We start from the raw sequence: 15,445 nt of genomic DNA on the forward strand, positions 1-15,445 counted from the left end.
CTTCGGCAGCTCCTACACCGGTCTCATGTAGGAGCTGCCGAAGGCTGCGATCTTTTGATCTTGCTACTTGGGTCCCAGAATCTTCACCAGTTTCTCCGGCGACGGCGCGCCTTGCTGTTGTTGCAGCTGGCCCTTGTCGTCCATGTAGAAAATTGCCGGGGTGGCGGCCAGTTCCAGCTCTTCCATCAACTGCATGTTCGCGGCGAGTTTCGCCTGAATCGCCGGCGGCACATCTTTCAGGGCCTTGAGCGAGCTATCCTTGCCGGATTTCTCGTGGTCGGCCAACGCTTTCTGCGGATCCTTGGCAGCCAGCAGCGCGGCGGACTTGCCCGGGCTGTCTTCGCGAATGATGCCGACCATGATGTGTCGCAACTGCACCTTGCCGGCCTTGACCCACGGCCGCGCCTGTTCCCAGAACAGGTTGCAGTACGGGCAATTCGGGTCGCTGAACAGATAGACGATTCGCGGGGCATCCTTGTTGCCGTCACCGATCCAGTTGCTCGCTTCCATCTTGCCCCAGATTTCCTTGGCCATCGGCGCGTAGACCAGTTTCTGCAGGGGCGCACTGCTCAGGTCATTGCCTTCGGCGTCGTACAAATTGCCCAGCAATACATGTTTGCCGTCCGGGGTCAGGTACAGCGCCATGCCGCGGTTCTGGTACTGCGCCGCATAACCGCGCAGGCCGTCGGGCGCGTCGAAGGTGCCGACGATTTTGGCGCCCTTGGCTTCGATTTTCTTGATCGCTTCAGGCAATTCTTCGGCCTGAACCGACGGCAAGTGCAGCAGGGCGGCACCCAGGGTTAACGTCAGCAGGTGGCGGAGGCGGAGCATGGCAATTTCCTTGAAGGCGTGGCCGGGGTGGCCGGGTTCGGGGTGTCGAAGTTTTCCAGGGCGCGGGCCAGGCTGGCTTCAGAGAGCTCGCCCAAATGACTGCCGAGCAGGTGCCCGTCGGGGCTATAGAACAGCGTAGTCGGCAATGCCATGGAACCCACGGCCTGACCCAATCGACCGCTGCCATCGAACAGCACGTTCGTCAGGCTCAGGCCTTGGGTTTCGAGGAAGGTGCTGACACTCTGCATGCTTTCGGCCTGGTTGACGAACAGAAAGGTCAGGTCCGGACGCTGTTGTTGGGCGTTTTCCAGCACCGGCATTTCCCGGCGGCACGGCGGGCACCAAGTGGCCCAAAGATTGATGACCAGCGGACCGCCTTGGTAATCGTTGAGTTGCACCGTTTGGCCGGCGGCATTGCGCAGGGTGATTTGCGGCAGGCGCGTGCCTTGTTCATAAATATTCAGAGAGAAGGTGGCCAGCAGCCAGAATGCCAGACCACTGGCCACGCCAAAGCCCAACGGCTTGCGCAGGCCCGGGCGACGCCAGCCTCGATACACGGCGGCGAGTAACAGCACGACCACTCCGGGCCAGGCGAGAAAACCACCGTCGCGCAGGTCGATGATTTGCCATGGATCGTTGCGATACTGCGCCCAGTAGGCAATCACGAAACCGACCCGGGCCGCTAGCAGACCCAGCAGGAACAGGCTGAACAGCACCGACTCCGGGTTCTCGCCGCCACGCTTGGCCACCCGCCAGCCGACAAAAGTCGCCAGCGCCAAGGCACTGATCAGCAGCAAGTGATTAAGCGCGATGGCAAAGGTGCCGAGGGTAAAAGTCAGCATTAACGAACGTCTCGGGTGATGGTCCAGCGTTGCAGAAAAGTGTCGGCATCGACCTCACCGGTGATGCGCTGGCTGCGGCGCTCATCGCCATCAGGGCCGATCCACAACAGGCTTGGCGGCCCCGGCACTTTATAACGGCCGAGCAGTTCGCGGCTGGCGGCATTGTCGGCGGTGACGTCCAGCCGTAGCAAGCGCACATCGCTGAGTGCTTGCAGGACCTGCGCTTTGCCGAAGACCTGTTTTTCCATGATTTTGCACGCCACACACCAGTCGGCGTAGTAGTCCAGCAGCACCCATTGACCCTGGGCCTTGGCTGCATCGAGTTCGCGTTGCAGCACCGCGGGTTCCTTGATCGTGGTGAAGGCATCATGAATGCTGGGCACGGCGGCGTCGTTACGGCCGGCGCTGTACACCTGCAACGGCTGATACGGATCGTCACTGCCACCCGCCGCACCGACCACCAGCAGGCCACCCCACAGTCCCAGCAACAGCGAACTGGCGCCGAACAATTGAGCGATGCGACCGAAGCCTTCAGACTGTTTCCAGGCGCTGTAGGCCGCGACCAGCAGCAAGGCTCCGCACAAACCGAGCCACAGCGATTCATCCAGTACAGGGCGCAGCGTCAGCAGCGCCGTAGCGAGGAACAGGAAACCGAATACACCCTTGAGCAGAGTCATCCATGCGCCGGGTTTGGGCAGGAAGCGATTGCCGACGGTTACCAGCAACAACAGCGGCACACCGATGCCAATGCCCATGGCGAACAGAATCAGCCCGCCGTGCAGCGCGTTGCCGCTCTGAGCGATGTAGAGCAGCGCCCCCGCCAATGGAGCGGTCATGCACGGACCGACCAGCAAGCCGGACAAAGCCCCAAGTACACCGGCACCGATCAGGCTTCCACCGCGCTGATTACGCGAAACATGTTCCAGCCGATCTCGCACGGCCACCGGCAATTGCAGCTCGAAGAAACCGAACATCGGCAAGGCCAGCAACACAAAGATCGCGGCAAAACTGCCGAGCAACCAAGGGTTTTGCAGCAACGCCTGAAGGTTCGCACCGAGCAATGCCGCCAGCACGCCCATCGCCGCATACACCAGCGCCATACTCGCGACGTAACTGGTCGCCAGGACGAAACCGCGTTTGGACGTGGCTCCACTGCCAACGATCAACCCCGCCAGAATCGGCAGCATCGGCAACGAACAAGGCGTGAACGCCAACAACAGTCCCAGGCCGAAGAACACCAGCAGGCTCCAGCCCAACGCCCGTTGCTGCAGGCCGCTGGCAAGCGCCTGGTCCGGCGCTTCGACCGTCGCCGCCGCTGTCGCCTGGCCACCGAGATCGATGATTTGAGTCTGCGGCGGATAACACAGACCGGCATCGGCACAGCCTTGAAAGCCGACTTTGATCTGGCCCGTGGCACCAGCCGGAATCTTCAGTTCCAGGCCCTGGCGGTAGACTTGCTGTTCGCCGAAGAATTCGTCGCTGTGAAGCTCGCCTTGCGGCAGCGCCGGCACTTGCTCCGGGGCCAGACCGTCGAATTTCAGGCGTTTCTGATACAGGTAATAATGGTCGGCAATTTGCCAATAGAGCTGGGTTTCCCCGGATTCAAGGCGTTCGGAGGTGAAGAGGAACGCTTTTTCCACCGGGAGAAACTCGGGTTGGGTCTCGAACGGATTCGTTCCAGCCTGGGCCACACCCCCGATCAACAGAACAAACAATAAAAACAATTGACGCATGGGTAAGCCTTATCCCTGTGCAAGTGAGGTGCACAGTGGCGGGCGACGATTAACCGATGATTAACCACACCCGCCTTGTGACAATGGCGCTTGCGGCATAATGTCCGCTTAATCGACTACCGGCCTAATCACCTTTTTTCTACGGGGCTCACCATGCACGTACTGGTTTGCGAAGACGATGAGCTAATCGCCAGCGGCATCGTTGCCGGGCTCACTGCCCAAGGCTTGACCGTGGAGCATGTCGCCACTGCCTCGGCAGCCCGGGCGATGCTCAAGGTGGCCGAGTTCGACGTCATGGTGCTCGATCTCGGCCTGCCCGATGAAGATGGCCTCAAGCTGTTGCAGCAGTTGCGTCAGCATGGCCTGGAAATCCCGGTGCTGATCCTCACCGCGCGGGATTCGGTCACCGATCGGGTTGACGGCCTGCAAGCCGGTGCCGACGACTATTTGCTCAAACCGTTCGACCTGCGCGAACTCGCCGCCCGTCTGCACACCTTGTTGCGACGAGTGGCGGGGCGCAGCGTCAACCTGATTGAACACGGTCGTTTGACCTACGACCCGAGCAGCCGCGAAACCCTGCTCGGCGGCCAACCCGTCGATTTGTCGCGCCGTGAGCAATCGCTGTTGCAAGCCTTGCTGCACAATCGCGGCCGGGTGCTGTCCACCGAGCAACTGAAGGACAGCGTCTACGGTTTCAACGACGAACTGGAAAGCAATGCCCTTAACGTCCACATTCATCACCTGCGGCGAAAACTCGGCAACGGCATCGTCGAGACCGTGCGTGGCCTGGGCTATCGCCTGGGGCCGGCCGATGGCGGAGAGCAATCGAAGTGATGAGTCTGCGTTTGCGCCTGAGCCTGACCCTCGGCGCCGCGTTTGCGCTGATCTGGGCCCTGGCCGCCGCCTGGATGCTCAGTGATCTGCGCAACCAGATGATGTTTTCCCTGGACCAGCGGCTGGTGGCGTCGGCGCGGATGGTGGCCGGGCTGCTGGAGCAACTGCCGGCGTTGCCGAGCAAGGGCGAGGGGACCCATTTCAGCGCTGAACAGCTGAGTATCCCTGGCGGCATGGCCTGTCAGGTCAGCTCGTTGCGCGGCGAAATTCTGGCCCGCAGCCACAGTAGCCCCGAACAAACCCTGGAAGCCGAAAAAATGGGCTTCCACGATCAAATGATCGACGGCGCACCGTGGCGCAGTTTCACCTTGGCGCGCGGTGATGTGCGCATTACTACCGCCGATCGGCAAATCGAACGCGAAGCCCTGAACATGTCCATTCTGCTGGCGGCCTCGGTACCGGTCGGCGTGGCGTTGCTCGGCTGCCTGTGTCTGTTGTGGCTCGGCATCGGTCAGGGGCTGGCACCGCTCAATCGTATGCGGGATGCGCTGATGCGGCGCAGTGCCGATTCCCTGGAACCGTTGCAGATCCAGCCGTTGCCCAGCGAGCTGCAACCGCTGCTGGAAACCCAGAATCAGTTGTTCCTGCGTATTGGCAAGACCATCGAGCGCGAGCGGCGCCTGACCGGTGATGCCGCCCATGAATTGCGCAGCCCGCTGACCGCGATCAAAACCCATCTGCAAGTGGCGCGCATGACTGAAGGCAGCGCCCGGGATCAGTCTCTGGCGCGGGCTGAAGAGGGCGCTGACCGACTGCATCGCACGCTTGAACAATTGCTGCTGCTGGCACGCGTGGAGGGCAGTCTGTCGTTCGATGATGGCGTGCAATGCAGCGCCGAGCAGGTGGCGAAACTGGCGATTCAGGATGCGGCCAGCGGTGATCGTCAGCGGATCAAGTTTCAGTTGCCGACTACATTCTCCAATGCGCCGCTGCAAATGCCGGCAGTGCTGTCGATTGCTGCATTGCGCAACTTGCTCGACAACGCCCTGCGCCACACCCCAGAAAATGGGGCCGTGGAGTTGAGCCTGGAAACCACCAACAATCGCGTGCACTTTTTGGTCCGCGACCACGGCCCGGGGATTGCCGAAGATGACCTGCAACACCTGACCCAACGCTTCTGGCGCAACGGCCAGAGCACCGGTTGCGGCCTCGGCCTGGCGATTGTCCAGGCCATCGTCCAGCGTTGCAGCTGCACCCTGCATTTTGACAGTCGACCGGATGGCTTGCGGGTTGAGCTGACCATGCCTCTGCAACCGGTCTAACCAACAACACAAAACCCCTGTAGGAGCTGCCGAAGGCTGCGATCTTTTGACCTTTTAGAAGCAAGATCAAAAGATCGCAGCCTTCGGCAGCTCCTACATTTGTTCTGTGTTGCACACCAAATGTAACGTCTCTCCATTAGCCATCCGGCCCCCCACAGCGCTATCGTCCCTGGCAGCTTTGACTCAATGGATTGAGGTAACAGCGCCATGAATGCATCGATACACATCTGCAAGGCAACCCCTGCCGACGCCGGCATCATCAGCCGCATCGTCGAGCGCTCCATTCGCGTCGGCTGCGCGCTGGACCATCGCAACGATCCGCGAACCGTCGCCACCTGGACCCACAATAAAACCATCGAACACGTGCAACCCTGGCTGGCCGACTCGCGCTTGTACCTGAACATCGCCCTCTTGCAAGACAAACCCATAGGCGTCGCCATGGCGGCGATCAGCGGCAAGGTCGCGTTTTGTTACGTGCAACCGGAATGGTTTCGACGAGGCGCCGGACAAGCATTGGTGCAGGATCTCGAAACCTGGTTGATCGCTCAGGGTTTGCCTCAGGCGCGGCTCAACAGCACCCGTACTGGCGAGGCGTTTTACCAGCGCCTGGGTTACCGGGCTTGCGCTGAAGCCTTCACCGTGGCGGGACTCCACGCCATTCCGATGCACAAGGCGCTGTCACCACCTTCATAGAAAGCTGATCGAGGGTCTAAATCCTTGAGGTCCTGATGCGTTTCCAGAACAGGAAAACCTGCAAGTGCGCCCCGTGACCGGAACGCGCACCTGCCCGGTGTGCAGTTTTGGTCACTATCAACAGCGTATTGAGGGATCGAGAGATGTCAGTCGCTATCAGCCTTATCGAAGATCAGCCTGCCCGGATCGTTCCGACGCCTGCCGAGGCGCTTTATCAGTTCAACGAATCGCCATTGCTGGCTCGTCAAAGCCAGCAGGAGTCGAACGCTCGCAGCTATCCGCGGCGCATTCCCCTGGCACTCAAGCGAGCCAAGGGCATTTATGTCGAGGATGTCGAAGGCCGCAGTTTCATTGATTGCCTGGCCGGTGCGGGGACTCTGGCTTTGGGACACAACCACCCGGTGGTGATCGAAGCGATCCAGCAAGTGCTTACCGATGAACTGCCGCTGCATACACTCGACCTGACCACGCCGGTCAAGGATCAGTTTGTTCAGGACCTCTTCGGTCTGTTGCCGCCAGCATTGGTCGCTGAAGCGAAGATTCAGTTCTGTGGCCCCACCGGCACCGACGCCGTGGAAGCCGCGCTGAAACTGGTGCGCATCGCCACCGGACGCAGCACGGTTTTGTCGTTCCAGGGCGGTTACCACGGTATGAGCCAGGGCGCGTTGAGTTTGATGGGCAGTCTGGGGCCGAAGAAACCGTTGGGTGCGTTGCTCAGCAGTGGCGTGCAGTTCATGCCGTATCCCTACGATTACCGTTGCCCGTTCGGGCTTGGCGGCGCGCAGGGGGTGCAGGTCAACTTGAGTTACCTGGAAAACCTGCTGAATGATCCAGAGGCCGGCGTGCAATTGCCTGCTGCGGTGATCGTCGAAGCGGTACAGGGCGAGGGCGGGGTGATTCCGGCCGATCTCGACTGGCTGCGCGGCTTGCGACGCATCACCGAAAAGGCCGGCGTAGCGCTGATCGTCGATGAAATCCAGAGCGGTTTCGCCCGTACCGGCAAGATGTTCGCCTTCGAGCACGCCGGGATCATTCCCGACGTGGTGGTGATGTCCAAAGCCATCGGCGGCAGCCTGCCGCTGGCGGTGGTGGTCTATCGCGACTGGCTCGACACCTGGCTGCCGGGCGCCCATGCCGGGACCTTCCGCGGTAATCAGATGGCAATGGCCGCAGGCTCTGCGGTGATGCGCTACCTGACAGAACACAAGGTGTGCGAGCACGCCGCCGCCATGGGCGAACGTTTGAGTGAACACCTGCACATCCTGCAACGGGATTTCCCGCAACTGGGCGATATCCGCGGACGGGGCTTGATGCTGGGCGTTGAGCTGGTCGACCCGACTGGCGCGCCGGACGCTCAAGGCCATCCACCGATATTCGCTCGTCTGGCGCCGTTGGTGCAGCGCGAATGCCTCAAACGCGGATTGATCCTCGAGCTGGGCGGGCGTCACGGCGGTGTCGTGCGTTTCCTGCCACCGTTGGTGATCACCGCCACGGAAATCGATCGGGTGGCCGACATTTTCGGCAGGGCCATGGCCGCAGCCACCGCCAGCCTTTAAATTTTCTGGTGCCTTGAACGTTCCTTCTACATAACGGCTGCGCACGGCGTGCAGCCCACCCTACAGCGATGGAGAGACAGCATGACGTCAGTATTCGACCGCGAGGACATCCTCTTTCAGGTCGTGGTCAACCACGAAGAGCAATACTCGATCTGGCCCGATTACAAAGCCGTGCCACAAGGCTGGCGCACCGTGGGCAAGAGCGGCCTGAAAAAGGAATGCCTGGCCTACATCGAAGAGGTCTGGACTGACATGCGTCCACTGAGCCTGCGCCAGAAAATGGAAGAACAGGCGGCTGTGGCTCACTGAGTCACCGCGCAAAAAGAAGCCCGCTGAACCGGTGACGGTCAGCGGGCTTTTTCAGGTCTGGAGTTTGTGTTGCCTGTCAGGTCGCCTTCGCGGGCAGGCCCGCTCCCACAGTGGATTTGTGTCTATCACAGAATCTGCGATCACCACCGATCAAATGTGGGAGCGGGCTTGCTCGCGAAGAACGATTACACGGTGCAACTGACGTTACGCGCCGTCCAACCCTTTAATCACCAAATCCACATTCCCTTCCAATTCAGCCACCGGATCCACCGCATCGACACTCAATACCACCAACAGACTGCCCGCCTCGGCAATCCCCGCTTTCACCGCGTCCGACGGCTGGCGATGATGCAACACCACCGCCACCTCATTGTCCTTGAGCATCGCACCCAGTTGTTTGAGCGCCTGCGGTGTCCACTCGGCATCCGGCCGGGCATCCAGGCCAATCAGCTCCAGGTTGAGGCCGCCGATCAGGTAGCCGAAATGATCGCTCAGGCTCATCACACTCAAGTTGTCGGCGTTGGCCAAGCGTGACTCGCTGTCAGCGCTGAGCTTGAGCAGGCGCTGTTTGAGTGCGGCCAGGTTGGCGTCTATCTTCGGTTTGGCCGCTGGCGCCAGGCGCACCAGGTCTGCCGCCATGACATCCGCCATGCGGCCCATGTTGTTGCTGGACAACCACGGCTGACTGTTCAAACCGTCGATCTTGCTGCCAGGCTGTACGGCGATGCCGGGCAGGGCGCCGTCCACCGGGCGGGCGGCGTCGATTTCAATGATGCGGATGTTGCTGCGACGAGCGTTCGGATACAGCGGATCATCCGGCCATAGCGAACGCAGGCCGATGACCGCATCGGCGTCGATCGCCAGCTTATTGAGCGCTTGAGCGCCACGGCCGGTGAAATAAGCGGTCTGCCGACTGCCGGGCAGGTTGGCCGGCGCGGCGCGCTCAAGGCTGACATCGGTGCCCTCCAGCAGCAGGGCACCCAGACCGTAGGTCACAGGTAACGCCGCCAGCACCAGCACTTTGTGCGTTGAAGTCGAGGCGAAGAGCGCGGTGTTACCGACACCGTGATTGGCCACCAGACGCATCGGTTCGAAGGTATCGGTGGCGGATGCGTTGAACGTGGCTGGCCCACACAAGGCCAGCGCCAGGGTCAATTGACGCAGAGAAAAAGACATTTATCCGAGGTTCCCTTTCAGACTTGGAACGATGCCGCGAGCAATCGCGGCCAGGGCGAAGGCGATTCCGGCCACCAGAATGATCGCGGCACCGGACGGGACAGGCAGGTCAAAGACAATCGGCGCGAGAATTCCGCACAGCGTGCTGACCGTGGCGATCAGCACCGAACACCAGAAAAAACCCTTCAACGACTGACTGAGCAATCGCGCGGCCGCCGCAGGAATCACCAACAGTGCGCCGACCAGAATCGCCCCGATGACTTTCACCGCCGCCACCGTGATCAGGGTCACCAGAATCACGAACAGGTAATCCAGGGTCTTCACCGCCACACCACGTACCGCCGCCAGCTGCGGATTGAAACTGGCGAGCATGATGCGGTTGTACAGCGGCAGGGCCAGCGCCATCACCAGCGAGCCGACGATGGCCAGTACCAGCAGGTCATTGCCGTTGACCGTCAGCACTGAACCGAACAGCACGTTTTCCAGGATGTGCACGTTGATCTTGCCGGCCAGGATCAGCAGCAGGCTCGCACCAAGCGCCAGCGATACGGAGAGAAACACACCAATCAAAGTATCCGGCGCCAGCCCCGTACGGTTACGCAGGTAGTTGAGCAAAATGCCGAACAGCAGGCAGTAACCGAACAGGCTGCCATAAGGCCCGGTGTAGGGCTCGCCGAGCAGAATGCCAATGGCCACACCGGTCAGCGCCGCGTGGCCCACGGCTTCGGAGAAGAACGCGAAACGTTTGACCACCACCAGCGTACCCAAACCGCCCAGCACCGGGCCGATCAACAGCCCCGCGAGCAGTGCATTGACCACAAATCCATAGGCCAGCGCTTCCGGCAGGTAACCCGACGAGGCCCAACCCTGGACCATCAAACGAAAGGCTTCGTAACTCATCAGGCAGCGCTCCGGGGATGGGTCGAGAACAAGGTCAGCAGCCGCTCCGGGGTCAGCGCCTGTTTCGGCGAGGCATCGAACAGCACCCGGCGATTGAGCCCGGTGACCCAGTCCGCCAGACGCCTGACCGCTTCCAGATCATGCTCGATCCACAGCACGGTGATGCCGCTTTGGCGCCAGTCATCCAGCAACCGTTCGAACACCTGAATGCCGGCCTCATCGAGGGCCGACATCGGTTCGTCGAGCACCAGCAACTTCGGCGCCGGAATCAGCCCTTGGGCCAACAAAACGCGCTGGCGCTCACCGCCGGACAAAGCGCCCATGCGCCGCTTGCGTTTGTCCTGCATGCCGACCCGTTCCAGTGCTTCGCCGATGGCCGCCGCGTAGTGTTTGCTCAACCCGAGAAACGCCGGGCGCCGCTGACACATGGCGGCCATGAAGTCATCGACGGTCATCGGTAAACCGCGATCGAATTCCAGCGCCTGAGGCACGTAGCCGATGGTCCCCGGTTCGCCAGGCCATTGCAGGCTCAAACGGCCCTGATGCGGCATTTGCCCCAGCAAGGTCTTGATCAGCGAACTCTTGCCACCACCGTTAGGGCCGACCAGTGCATGCACGCTGCCGGGCCGGACCTCAAAGGTCACCTTGTCGAGGATCGTCGTGCGTCCTAGCGTGAGGCTCACTTCGGCAAAATCCAGGGTCGGCCCCGAAACCTGTGGGAGCGGGCTTGCTCGCGAAAGCGGTGTGTCATTTAACGATGATGTTGACTGCCTGGACGCCTTCGCGAGCAAGCCCGCTCCCACAGGGGATTCGGGGGTGGTCGGGCTGATGGTTTCTTGAGCCGTCATGCACCGGACTCCTGAATCGCCCGGACCACGGTATTGAGGTTGCCGGTCATTTCTTTTTCGTACTTCTCGGCGGTGTAGTCGCCATAGGAAATATGCGACAGCGGATACAGCTTCACCCCGGATTCACGCTGAATGGTCTCGACGTAAGTGGACGGGAAATCCATCTCCGAGAAGATCACTTTCACGTCCAGTTCCCGCAGTTGATCGATGGTCTTTTTCAGCTGGCTGGGGCTCGGTTCGATGCCGTGGGCCGGCTCGACCACAGCGGTCACTTCCAGGCCAAACTCGCGCAGCAAATAGTCATAGGCGGCATGGACCGTGGCCACGCGCAGCTCGGCGTTCGGCGCCTGGGTCAGTTTTGCCAGGGCGTCGGCGCGCATCTGCCGCAGGCGTTTGCCGTAGGCGCGGGCGTTCTGTGTGTAGGTTTTGGCGTTGCTCGGGTCAAGCTTGGCCAGTTCCCGGGCGATGTTGTTGACCTGGGCAATGGAAGCGCTGATCGACAGGAATGTGTGCGGGTTGACGACCTTGCCGGCGCCCCGGGCCGCGACGCCAGTGGCGGCCAGCAGAGGCACGTTCTCGTTGGCTTCGATCACCTTGATCTTCGGGGTTTCGCTGGCGGCGATCATGCGGTCGGCGAAGTCGTCATGGCCCACGCCGTTGAGCACCACCACGTCCAGCCCGCTGATGCGCTTGATGTCTTCGGCTCGGGGTTCGTAGGCATGGGGGTTGAAACCGGCCGGGATCAACGGCACCACTTCGGCCTTGTCACCGACGATGTTGGCCACGTAACTGTAATAAGGGTGCAGGGTGATACCGATGCGCAGGCGCTTGGCTTCGTCGGCGCTGGCCAAAGGTGTCAGCGAACAGGCAAACAGGCCGATCAGCAGCAGGCGCATAAAGGAATGACGTTGAGATGAGCTAGGCATGGGAAAGCGGTCTTCTCTCGGGTGAAGGCGAGGGTTCAATGCCGATGCTGGCGGGTGACGCCGGCATCGAATTGCGCGACGATCTGCTGCCAGCCGGCGCCATTGAGCGCAGCGTCGGTGAGATCGTTCGGGGCGTTGAGGGTGCTGGCGCGGTTGAGCCAGATGTCTGGCGCAGTGTCGTCTTCAGCGGTCAAGCGCATCAGAAACGAACCGGCCACGGTTGGGACCTGGCTTTGGCCGAAGTAGGCCTTCGCGCCCAGTAACTGCCAGGCATGGCTGCCGCGGCTGACAGAACTGGCATCCTGGGCAAACGGCGCAAAGCCTTCATCGGCGAGGGTGGAAGGTGTGGGCAATGCTTGCTGTTCCTGACGCAACAGATGAATTTCATCCAGCGTGACCCGCAGGTCGGCGTAGATACCTTGCTCGGAGGCGCTCAGATCACGACGGGCATCCAGCTGATGGCTGCCAACGCTACTCACCTCCTGAGCCTCGCCTCGCCAAGCGACCACCGAGCCGGCAACCGCCAGGATCACCAGGCACAACAGCAATACATAAAGGGTTTCATGGCCGGCGCCCGCCGGGCGGACGATGTGTGTGGTTGGTGTAGTCATGGTGCCTGGATGTCCGCTTGGTCGATCTCGACGACATGGCCGGGACCAGCGTCGAACAGCACGTAGAACTCGGCGCCGGGCTTCTTGAACGTCAGGGTCGAATCGGCGCCGAGTTTGCCCGGCACCAGAATGGTTTCGTCGTAGCCGATCACGTCCAGGGTCACCCCCGGTGCGCCGCTGCCGTCGGAGAAACCGCCGGTGCACTGGATCTGTTCGGCATCGATGGCCTTGCATTCGCACATCGGGTTATGGGCCAGGGTGCTGGTGCTGAAGGCGGCGCAGAACATCATTAGAACGGGGCGAAAAGCGCTGATCATGGTTTACCTCCTTGTTTGTTCAACCAGGCGAGGGTGGCCGGGGATGCCTGGCTCAGGGGGATGGACGCTTGATGCATCGCGCCGTCCCAGCCTTCCATGGTGATCCACAGTTCGGCGTCGGTTTTAGTCTTATCAGGCACCGGCAACATGGCACCCATGCGGTATGGCGTACCGAAGAAAATCGCCCCGGCCGCGCGCAGGCTGCGGGGTTTGCCGATGCGCAGGTAAGTCGCCTTGACCTGATCGCGGCAGCGCTCGCATAGCGCTGCGTTGAAACCTTTCATGTAACCGGCCGGGCCGGTCAATCGAGGTGCTTCGTTGCGCAGTTCGGCCAGTTGCAGGCTCCAGGGGCCGACCTGGATTTCGCCGATCTCCCGCTCCCCCAGTCCGCTGTCGCCGCGAAACAACGAGGCGTCGGCAAAGTATTTGGGCATGAAGCCCAAAGGGATCAGCAGCAAGAAAATGTTGATATGAAAGCGCCATTTGCGCCAAAACACGCTCGCCCGGGAAGGCGGCGATGCTGTAATCGTTTTGCTCACAGGTTGCCCTCCGGAGACTGTTGGTTCATGACCGTTTGCGGTCTCGACATCGGGCGCGGTGCCTTGTTACTGCGCTTGAACGCATTGGCGGTGGCCAGGGCGGTACGTTTGGTCCAGATCAGCAAGCCGCTGAGCACCATCATGCTCAGCAGCAAACCGAAGAAGAACCAGATCAGCTTGATCCAGATCCCGCCAAAGTCACCGGTGTGCAACGGGCGCATCGACTCGGTCACGAACTCCAGGCCGGTGCGATCGGTCAGCAACCGCGTGCTGGCAATATCGCCGTTGTACGGGTTGACCTCGGCCGTCTGGTACATCAGCGGATACCAGCTACGACCGCCCACGGACAGATGGCTGTAAGCGTTGCTCGGCAGGGTGACGAAACTGGCGTCAAGTCCGGGGATTTGCTCCTGAGCGACCTTGATCGCCTGTTCCAGGCTGATCATCGGGGCCGGCTTGCCGGTGCTGGTCAACGGCACGCTTTCACGCGAGACGACCGACACCACCGGTTCCGTGGTAATCGAAATCTGGTTGTCGAACAGAATCGCCTTGATCAGGAACCAGACACCGGTGATCGAGATCACCGCGATGAACCAGATTGACCAGATGCCACTGAGCCGGTGAAAGTCACCCCAGAAAATCCGCGCGCCATGGCGAATGCGCAGGGTCGGTCGGAAGAAGCTTTTCCAGAACCGTTTGTAGACCACCAGCCCGGTCACCAGCGACGCCAGCATCGGCAGCGCGAGGAACGACACCAGATACCAGCCCCAGCTGTAGCCATTGGTGAACGGCACCAGCCACCAGCCATGCAGTGCGCGGGTGAATGCCTTGAAGTTGAATTGTGGAGCGGGGCCCTGAATCACCCCGCTGTAGGGGTTCACATAGACCGTCACCGAGCGGCCGTCCGGGTAAGTGACGTCCACGTCCAGGGCGAAATGCGACTCGTCGGGGCGACTAATGCCCTGGACCAGCGTCTGGGGTTCGGCCTGTTTGATGGCGGCGACAATCTGGTCATAGTTGAGCCGCGGCGCATCGTCCGAAGGCGCGCTGGCACGCATTTGCGGGTTGGCCAGCCAGACGATTTCCTGACTGACCACCGCCAGCGTGCCGGTCACACAGACGATCAATACAAAAAACCAGATGGGCAGCGCCAGCCAGCTATGGACCAGAAACCAGAGTTTTGAGCGGGATTTCTTCGACATGATTAAAGGTCTTGTTTCGATGAGAGGAGCGCTGCTGTGGGCTTCCCAGCGTTGCGCTCCATGAAAAGTCCGGTCGTGGCTTTTGCCTACGCGACCGACTGCATCTAAATAAGACGTATGAGCATCGGAAATCCCGAAAGGGGATGTGAAAGTAAATGTTTCGCTGTGGGGGAGCGGTTTGCTCGCGATAGCAGTGTGTCAGTCGACATTGCTGTTAAATGTCAAACCGCTTTTGCGAGCAAGCCCGCTCCACTGTCCGACGAAGATCAACTGTGGAGGGGCTTGCTCGCGAAGGCGTCAGTTCAAGCACCATAAAGCTTCAGGCAGCAGCAAACCGCTTATTCAGATAATCAATGATTACCTTGGATTCATACATCCAGGTGGTCTGGCCATTTTCTTCGATGCGCAGGCACGGCACTTTGATCCTGCCACCTTGCTCGAGCAGCGCCTGGCGATCCTGTTCACTGTTCTTGGCATCGCGCAACGCCACCGGAACGTTCAGGCGACGCAGGGTGCGACGGGTTTTCACGCAGAACGGGCAGGCGTGGAACTGATACAAGGTCAGGTCCTTGGCGGCTGCATCGACCTGAGCCTGAGCGGCGGCGGGGCGCTGCTTCTTGCCTGGACGGATAATGAAGTCGACGAAGATGATCAGTTGGCCGAGGCCGATACGTAGCCCTTTGAAAAGTTGTGCTTTAACGGACACGATAGCCTCACGGAGCGAATGTAGTAAGGCGCGCAGCTTACCTGATTTTTCACAGGCGAAAAAAAACCGGCGATCAGTGCCGGTTTTCTTCGTGGTGCAA

The 15,445-nt window shown here is 60.8% G+C and carries 17 protein-coding genes; 5 read left to right on the top strand and 12 right to left on the bottom strand.

What is annotated here, in order from left to right; genetic code table 11:
• Positions 1-63 precede the first annotated feature (63 nt).
• The 3 genes from dsbG to dsbD are packed head-to-tail and all read right to left on the bottom strand — an operon-like array spanning position 64 to position 3,406.
• On the bottom strand, positions 64-831 hold the full coding sequence (gene dsbG / locus ABH909_RS12465; protein ID WP_429433449.1) for a thiol:disulfide interchange protein DsbG: 768 nt from the start codon (positions 829-831) through the stop codon (positions 64-66).
• Complete coding sequence (locus ABH909_RS12470) at positions 807-1,673, bottom strand: prolipoprotein diacylglyceryl transferase family protein (protein WP_429433450.1); 867 nt, start codon at positions 1,671-1,673, stop codon at positions 807-809. Before ABH909_RS12470 ends, dsbG begins: the two co-directional genes overlap by 25 nt.
• Positions 1,673-3,406 (bottom strand): protein-disulfide reductase DsbD, encoded by a 1,734-nt coding sequence (dsbD, locus tag ABH909_RS12475; protein ID WP_429433451.1) that lies wholly within the window; start codon positions 3,404-3,406, stop codon positions 1,673-1,675. Before dsbD ends, ABH909_RS12470 begins: the two co-directional genes overlap by 1 nt.
• A 153-nt stretch (positions 3,407-3,559) precedes the next feature.
• On the opposite strand from dsbD, the gene ABH909_RS12480 reads away from it, so the two are divergent.
• The 5 genes from ABH909_RS12480 to ABH909_RS12500 all read left to right on the top strand — a co-directional run bounded on the left by ABH909_RS12480 (position 3,560) and on the right by ABH909_RS12500 (position 8,120).
• Positions 3,560-4,240: a response regulator gene (locus ABH909_RS12480; RefSeq protein ID WP_429433452.1), complete on the top strand. Its 681-nt coding sequence runs from the start codon at positions 3,560-3,562 to the stop codon at positions 4,238-4,240.
• Positions 4,237-5,562 (top strand): ATP-binding protein, encoded by a 1,326-nt coding sequence (locus ABH909_RS12485; protein WP_429433454.1) that lies wholly within the window; start codon positions 4,237-4,239, stop codon positions 5,560-5,562. The genes ABH909_RS12480 and ABH909_RS12485 overlap by 4 nt, the downstream gene beginning before the upstream one ends.
• A gap of 207 nt (positions 5,563-5,769) precedes the next feature.
• Positions 5,770-6,255: a GNAT family N-acetyltransferase gene (locus ABH909_RS12490; RefSeq protein WP_429433456.1), complete on the top strand. Its 486-nt coding sequence runs from the start codon at positions 5,770-5,772 to the stop codon at positions 6,253-6,255.
• 143 nt (positions 6,256-6,398) lie between these two features.
• A complete protein-coding gene (locus ABH909_RS12495) occupies positions 6,399-7,811 on the top strand; it encodes an aspartate aminotransferase family protein (protein ID WP_429433458.1) in 1,413 nt (470 codons plus the stop codon).
• 81 nt (positions 7,812-7,892) lie between these two features.
• Complete coding sequence (locus ABH909_RS12500; RefSeq protein WP_007934245.1) at positions 7,893-8,120, top strand: MbtH family protein; 228 nt, start codon at positions 7,893-7,895, stop codon at positions 8,118-8,120.
• Positions 8,121-8,324: 204 nt separating this feature from the next.
• On the opposite strand, the gene ABH909_RS12505 is transcribed toward ABH909_RS12500, so the two are convergent.
• The 9 genes from ABH909_RS12505 to ABH909_RS12545 form a co-directional block, all read right to left on the bottom strand.
• Entirely contained in the window at positions 8,325-9,296 is a 972-nt protein-coding gene (locus tag ABH909_RS12505; RefSeq protein WP_429433460.1) for a metal ABC transporter substrate-binding protein, read from the bottom strand.
• A complete protein-coding gene (locus ABH909_RS12510) occupies positions 9,297-10,196 on the bottom strand; it encodes a metal ABC transporter permease (protein WP_218397434.1) in 900 nt (299 codons plus the stop codon).
• Positions 10,196-11,044: a metal ABC transporter ATP-binding protein gene (locus ABH909_RS12515; protein WP_429433462.1), complete on the bottom strand. Its 849-nt coding sequence runs from the start codon at positions 11,042-11,044 to the stop codon at positions 10,196-10,198. The genes ABH909_RS12510 and ABH909_RS12515 overlap by 1 nt, the downstream gene beginning before the upstream one ends.
• Complete coding sequence (locus ABH909_RS12520) at positions 11,041-11,970, bottom strand: metal ABC transporter substrate-binding protein (protein WP_429433464.1); 930 nt, start codon at positions 11,968-11,970, stop codon at positions 11,041-11,043. Before ABH909_RS12520 ends, ABH909_RS12515 begins: the two co-directional genes overlap by 4 nt.
• Positions 11,971-12,005: 35 nt before the next feature.
• A complete protein-coding gene (locus ABH909_RS12525) occupies positions 12,006-12,581 on the bottom strand; it encodes a DUF6162 family protein (RefSeq protein ID WP_429433466.1) in 576 nt (191 codons plus the stop codon).
• On the bottom strand, positions 12,578-12,898 hold the full coding sequence (locus tag ABH909_RS12530; RefSeq protein WP_429433468.1) for a hypothetical protein: 321 nt from the start codon (positions 12,896-12,898) through the stop codon (positions 12,578-12,580). The genes ABH909_RS12525 and ABH909_RS12530 overlap by 4 nt, the downstream gene beginning before the upstream one ends.
• Positions 12,895-13,437: a thiamine pyrophosphate-binding protein gene (locus tag ABH909_RS12535; protein WP_429433470.1), complete on the bottom strand. Its 543-nt coding sequence runs from the start codon at positions 13,435-13,437 to the stop codon at positions 12,895-12,897. The genes ABH909_RS12530 and ABH909_RS12535 overlap by 4 nt, the downstream gene beginning before the upstream one ends.
• The gene (locus tag ABH909_RS12540) at positions 13,434-14,639 is read right to left on the bottom strand and encodes a PepSY-associated TM helix domain-containing protein (RefSeq protein WP_429433472.1); all 1,206 of its coding nucleotides are present in this window, start codon (positions 14,637-14,639) and stop codon (positions 13,434-13,436) included. Before ABH909_RS12540 ends, ABH909_RS12535 begins: the two co-directional genes overlap by 4 nt.
• A 319-nt stretch (positions 14,640-14,958) precedes the next feature.
• Positions 14,959-15,345: a glutaredoxin family protein gene (locus ABH909_RS12545; protein ID WP_429433474.1), complete on the bottom strand. Its 387-nt coding sequence runs from the start codon at positions 15,343-15,345 to the stop codon at positions 14,959-14,961.
• Positions 15,346-15,445: the final 100 nt, after the last annotated feature.

It is taken from the genome of Pseudomonas sp. BS3782 TE3695 (genome assembly GCF_050435305.1).
Classification (GTDB): domain Bacteria; phylum Pseudomonadota; class Gammaproteobacteria; order Pseudomonadales; family Pseudomonadaceae; genus Aquipseudomonas.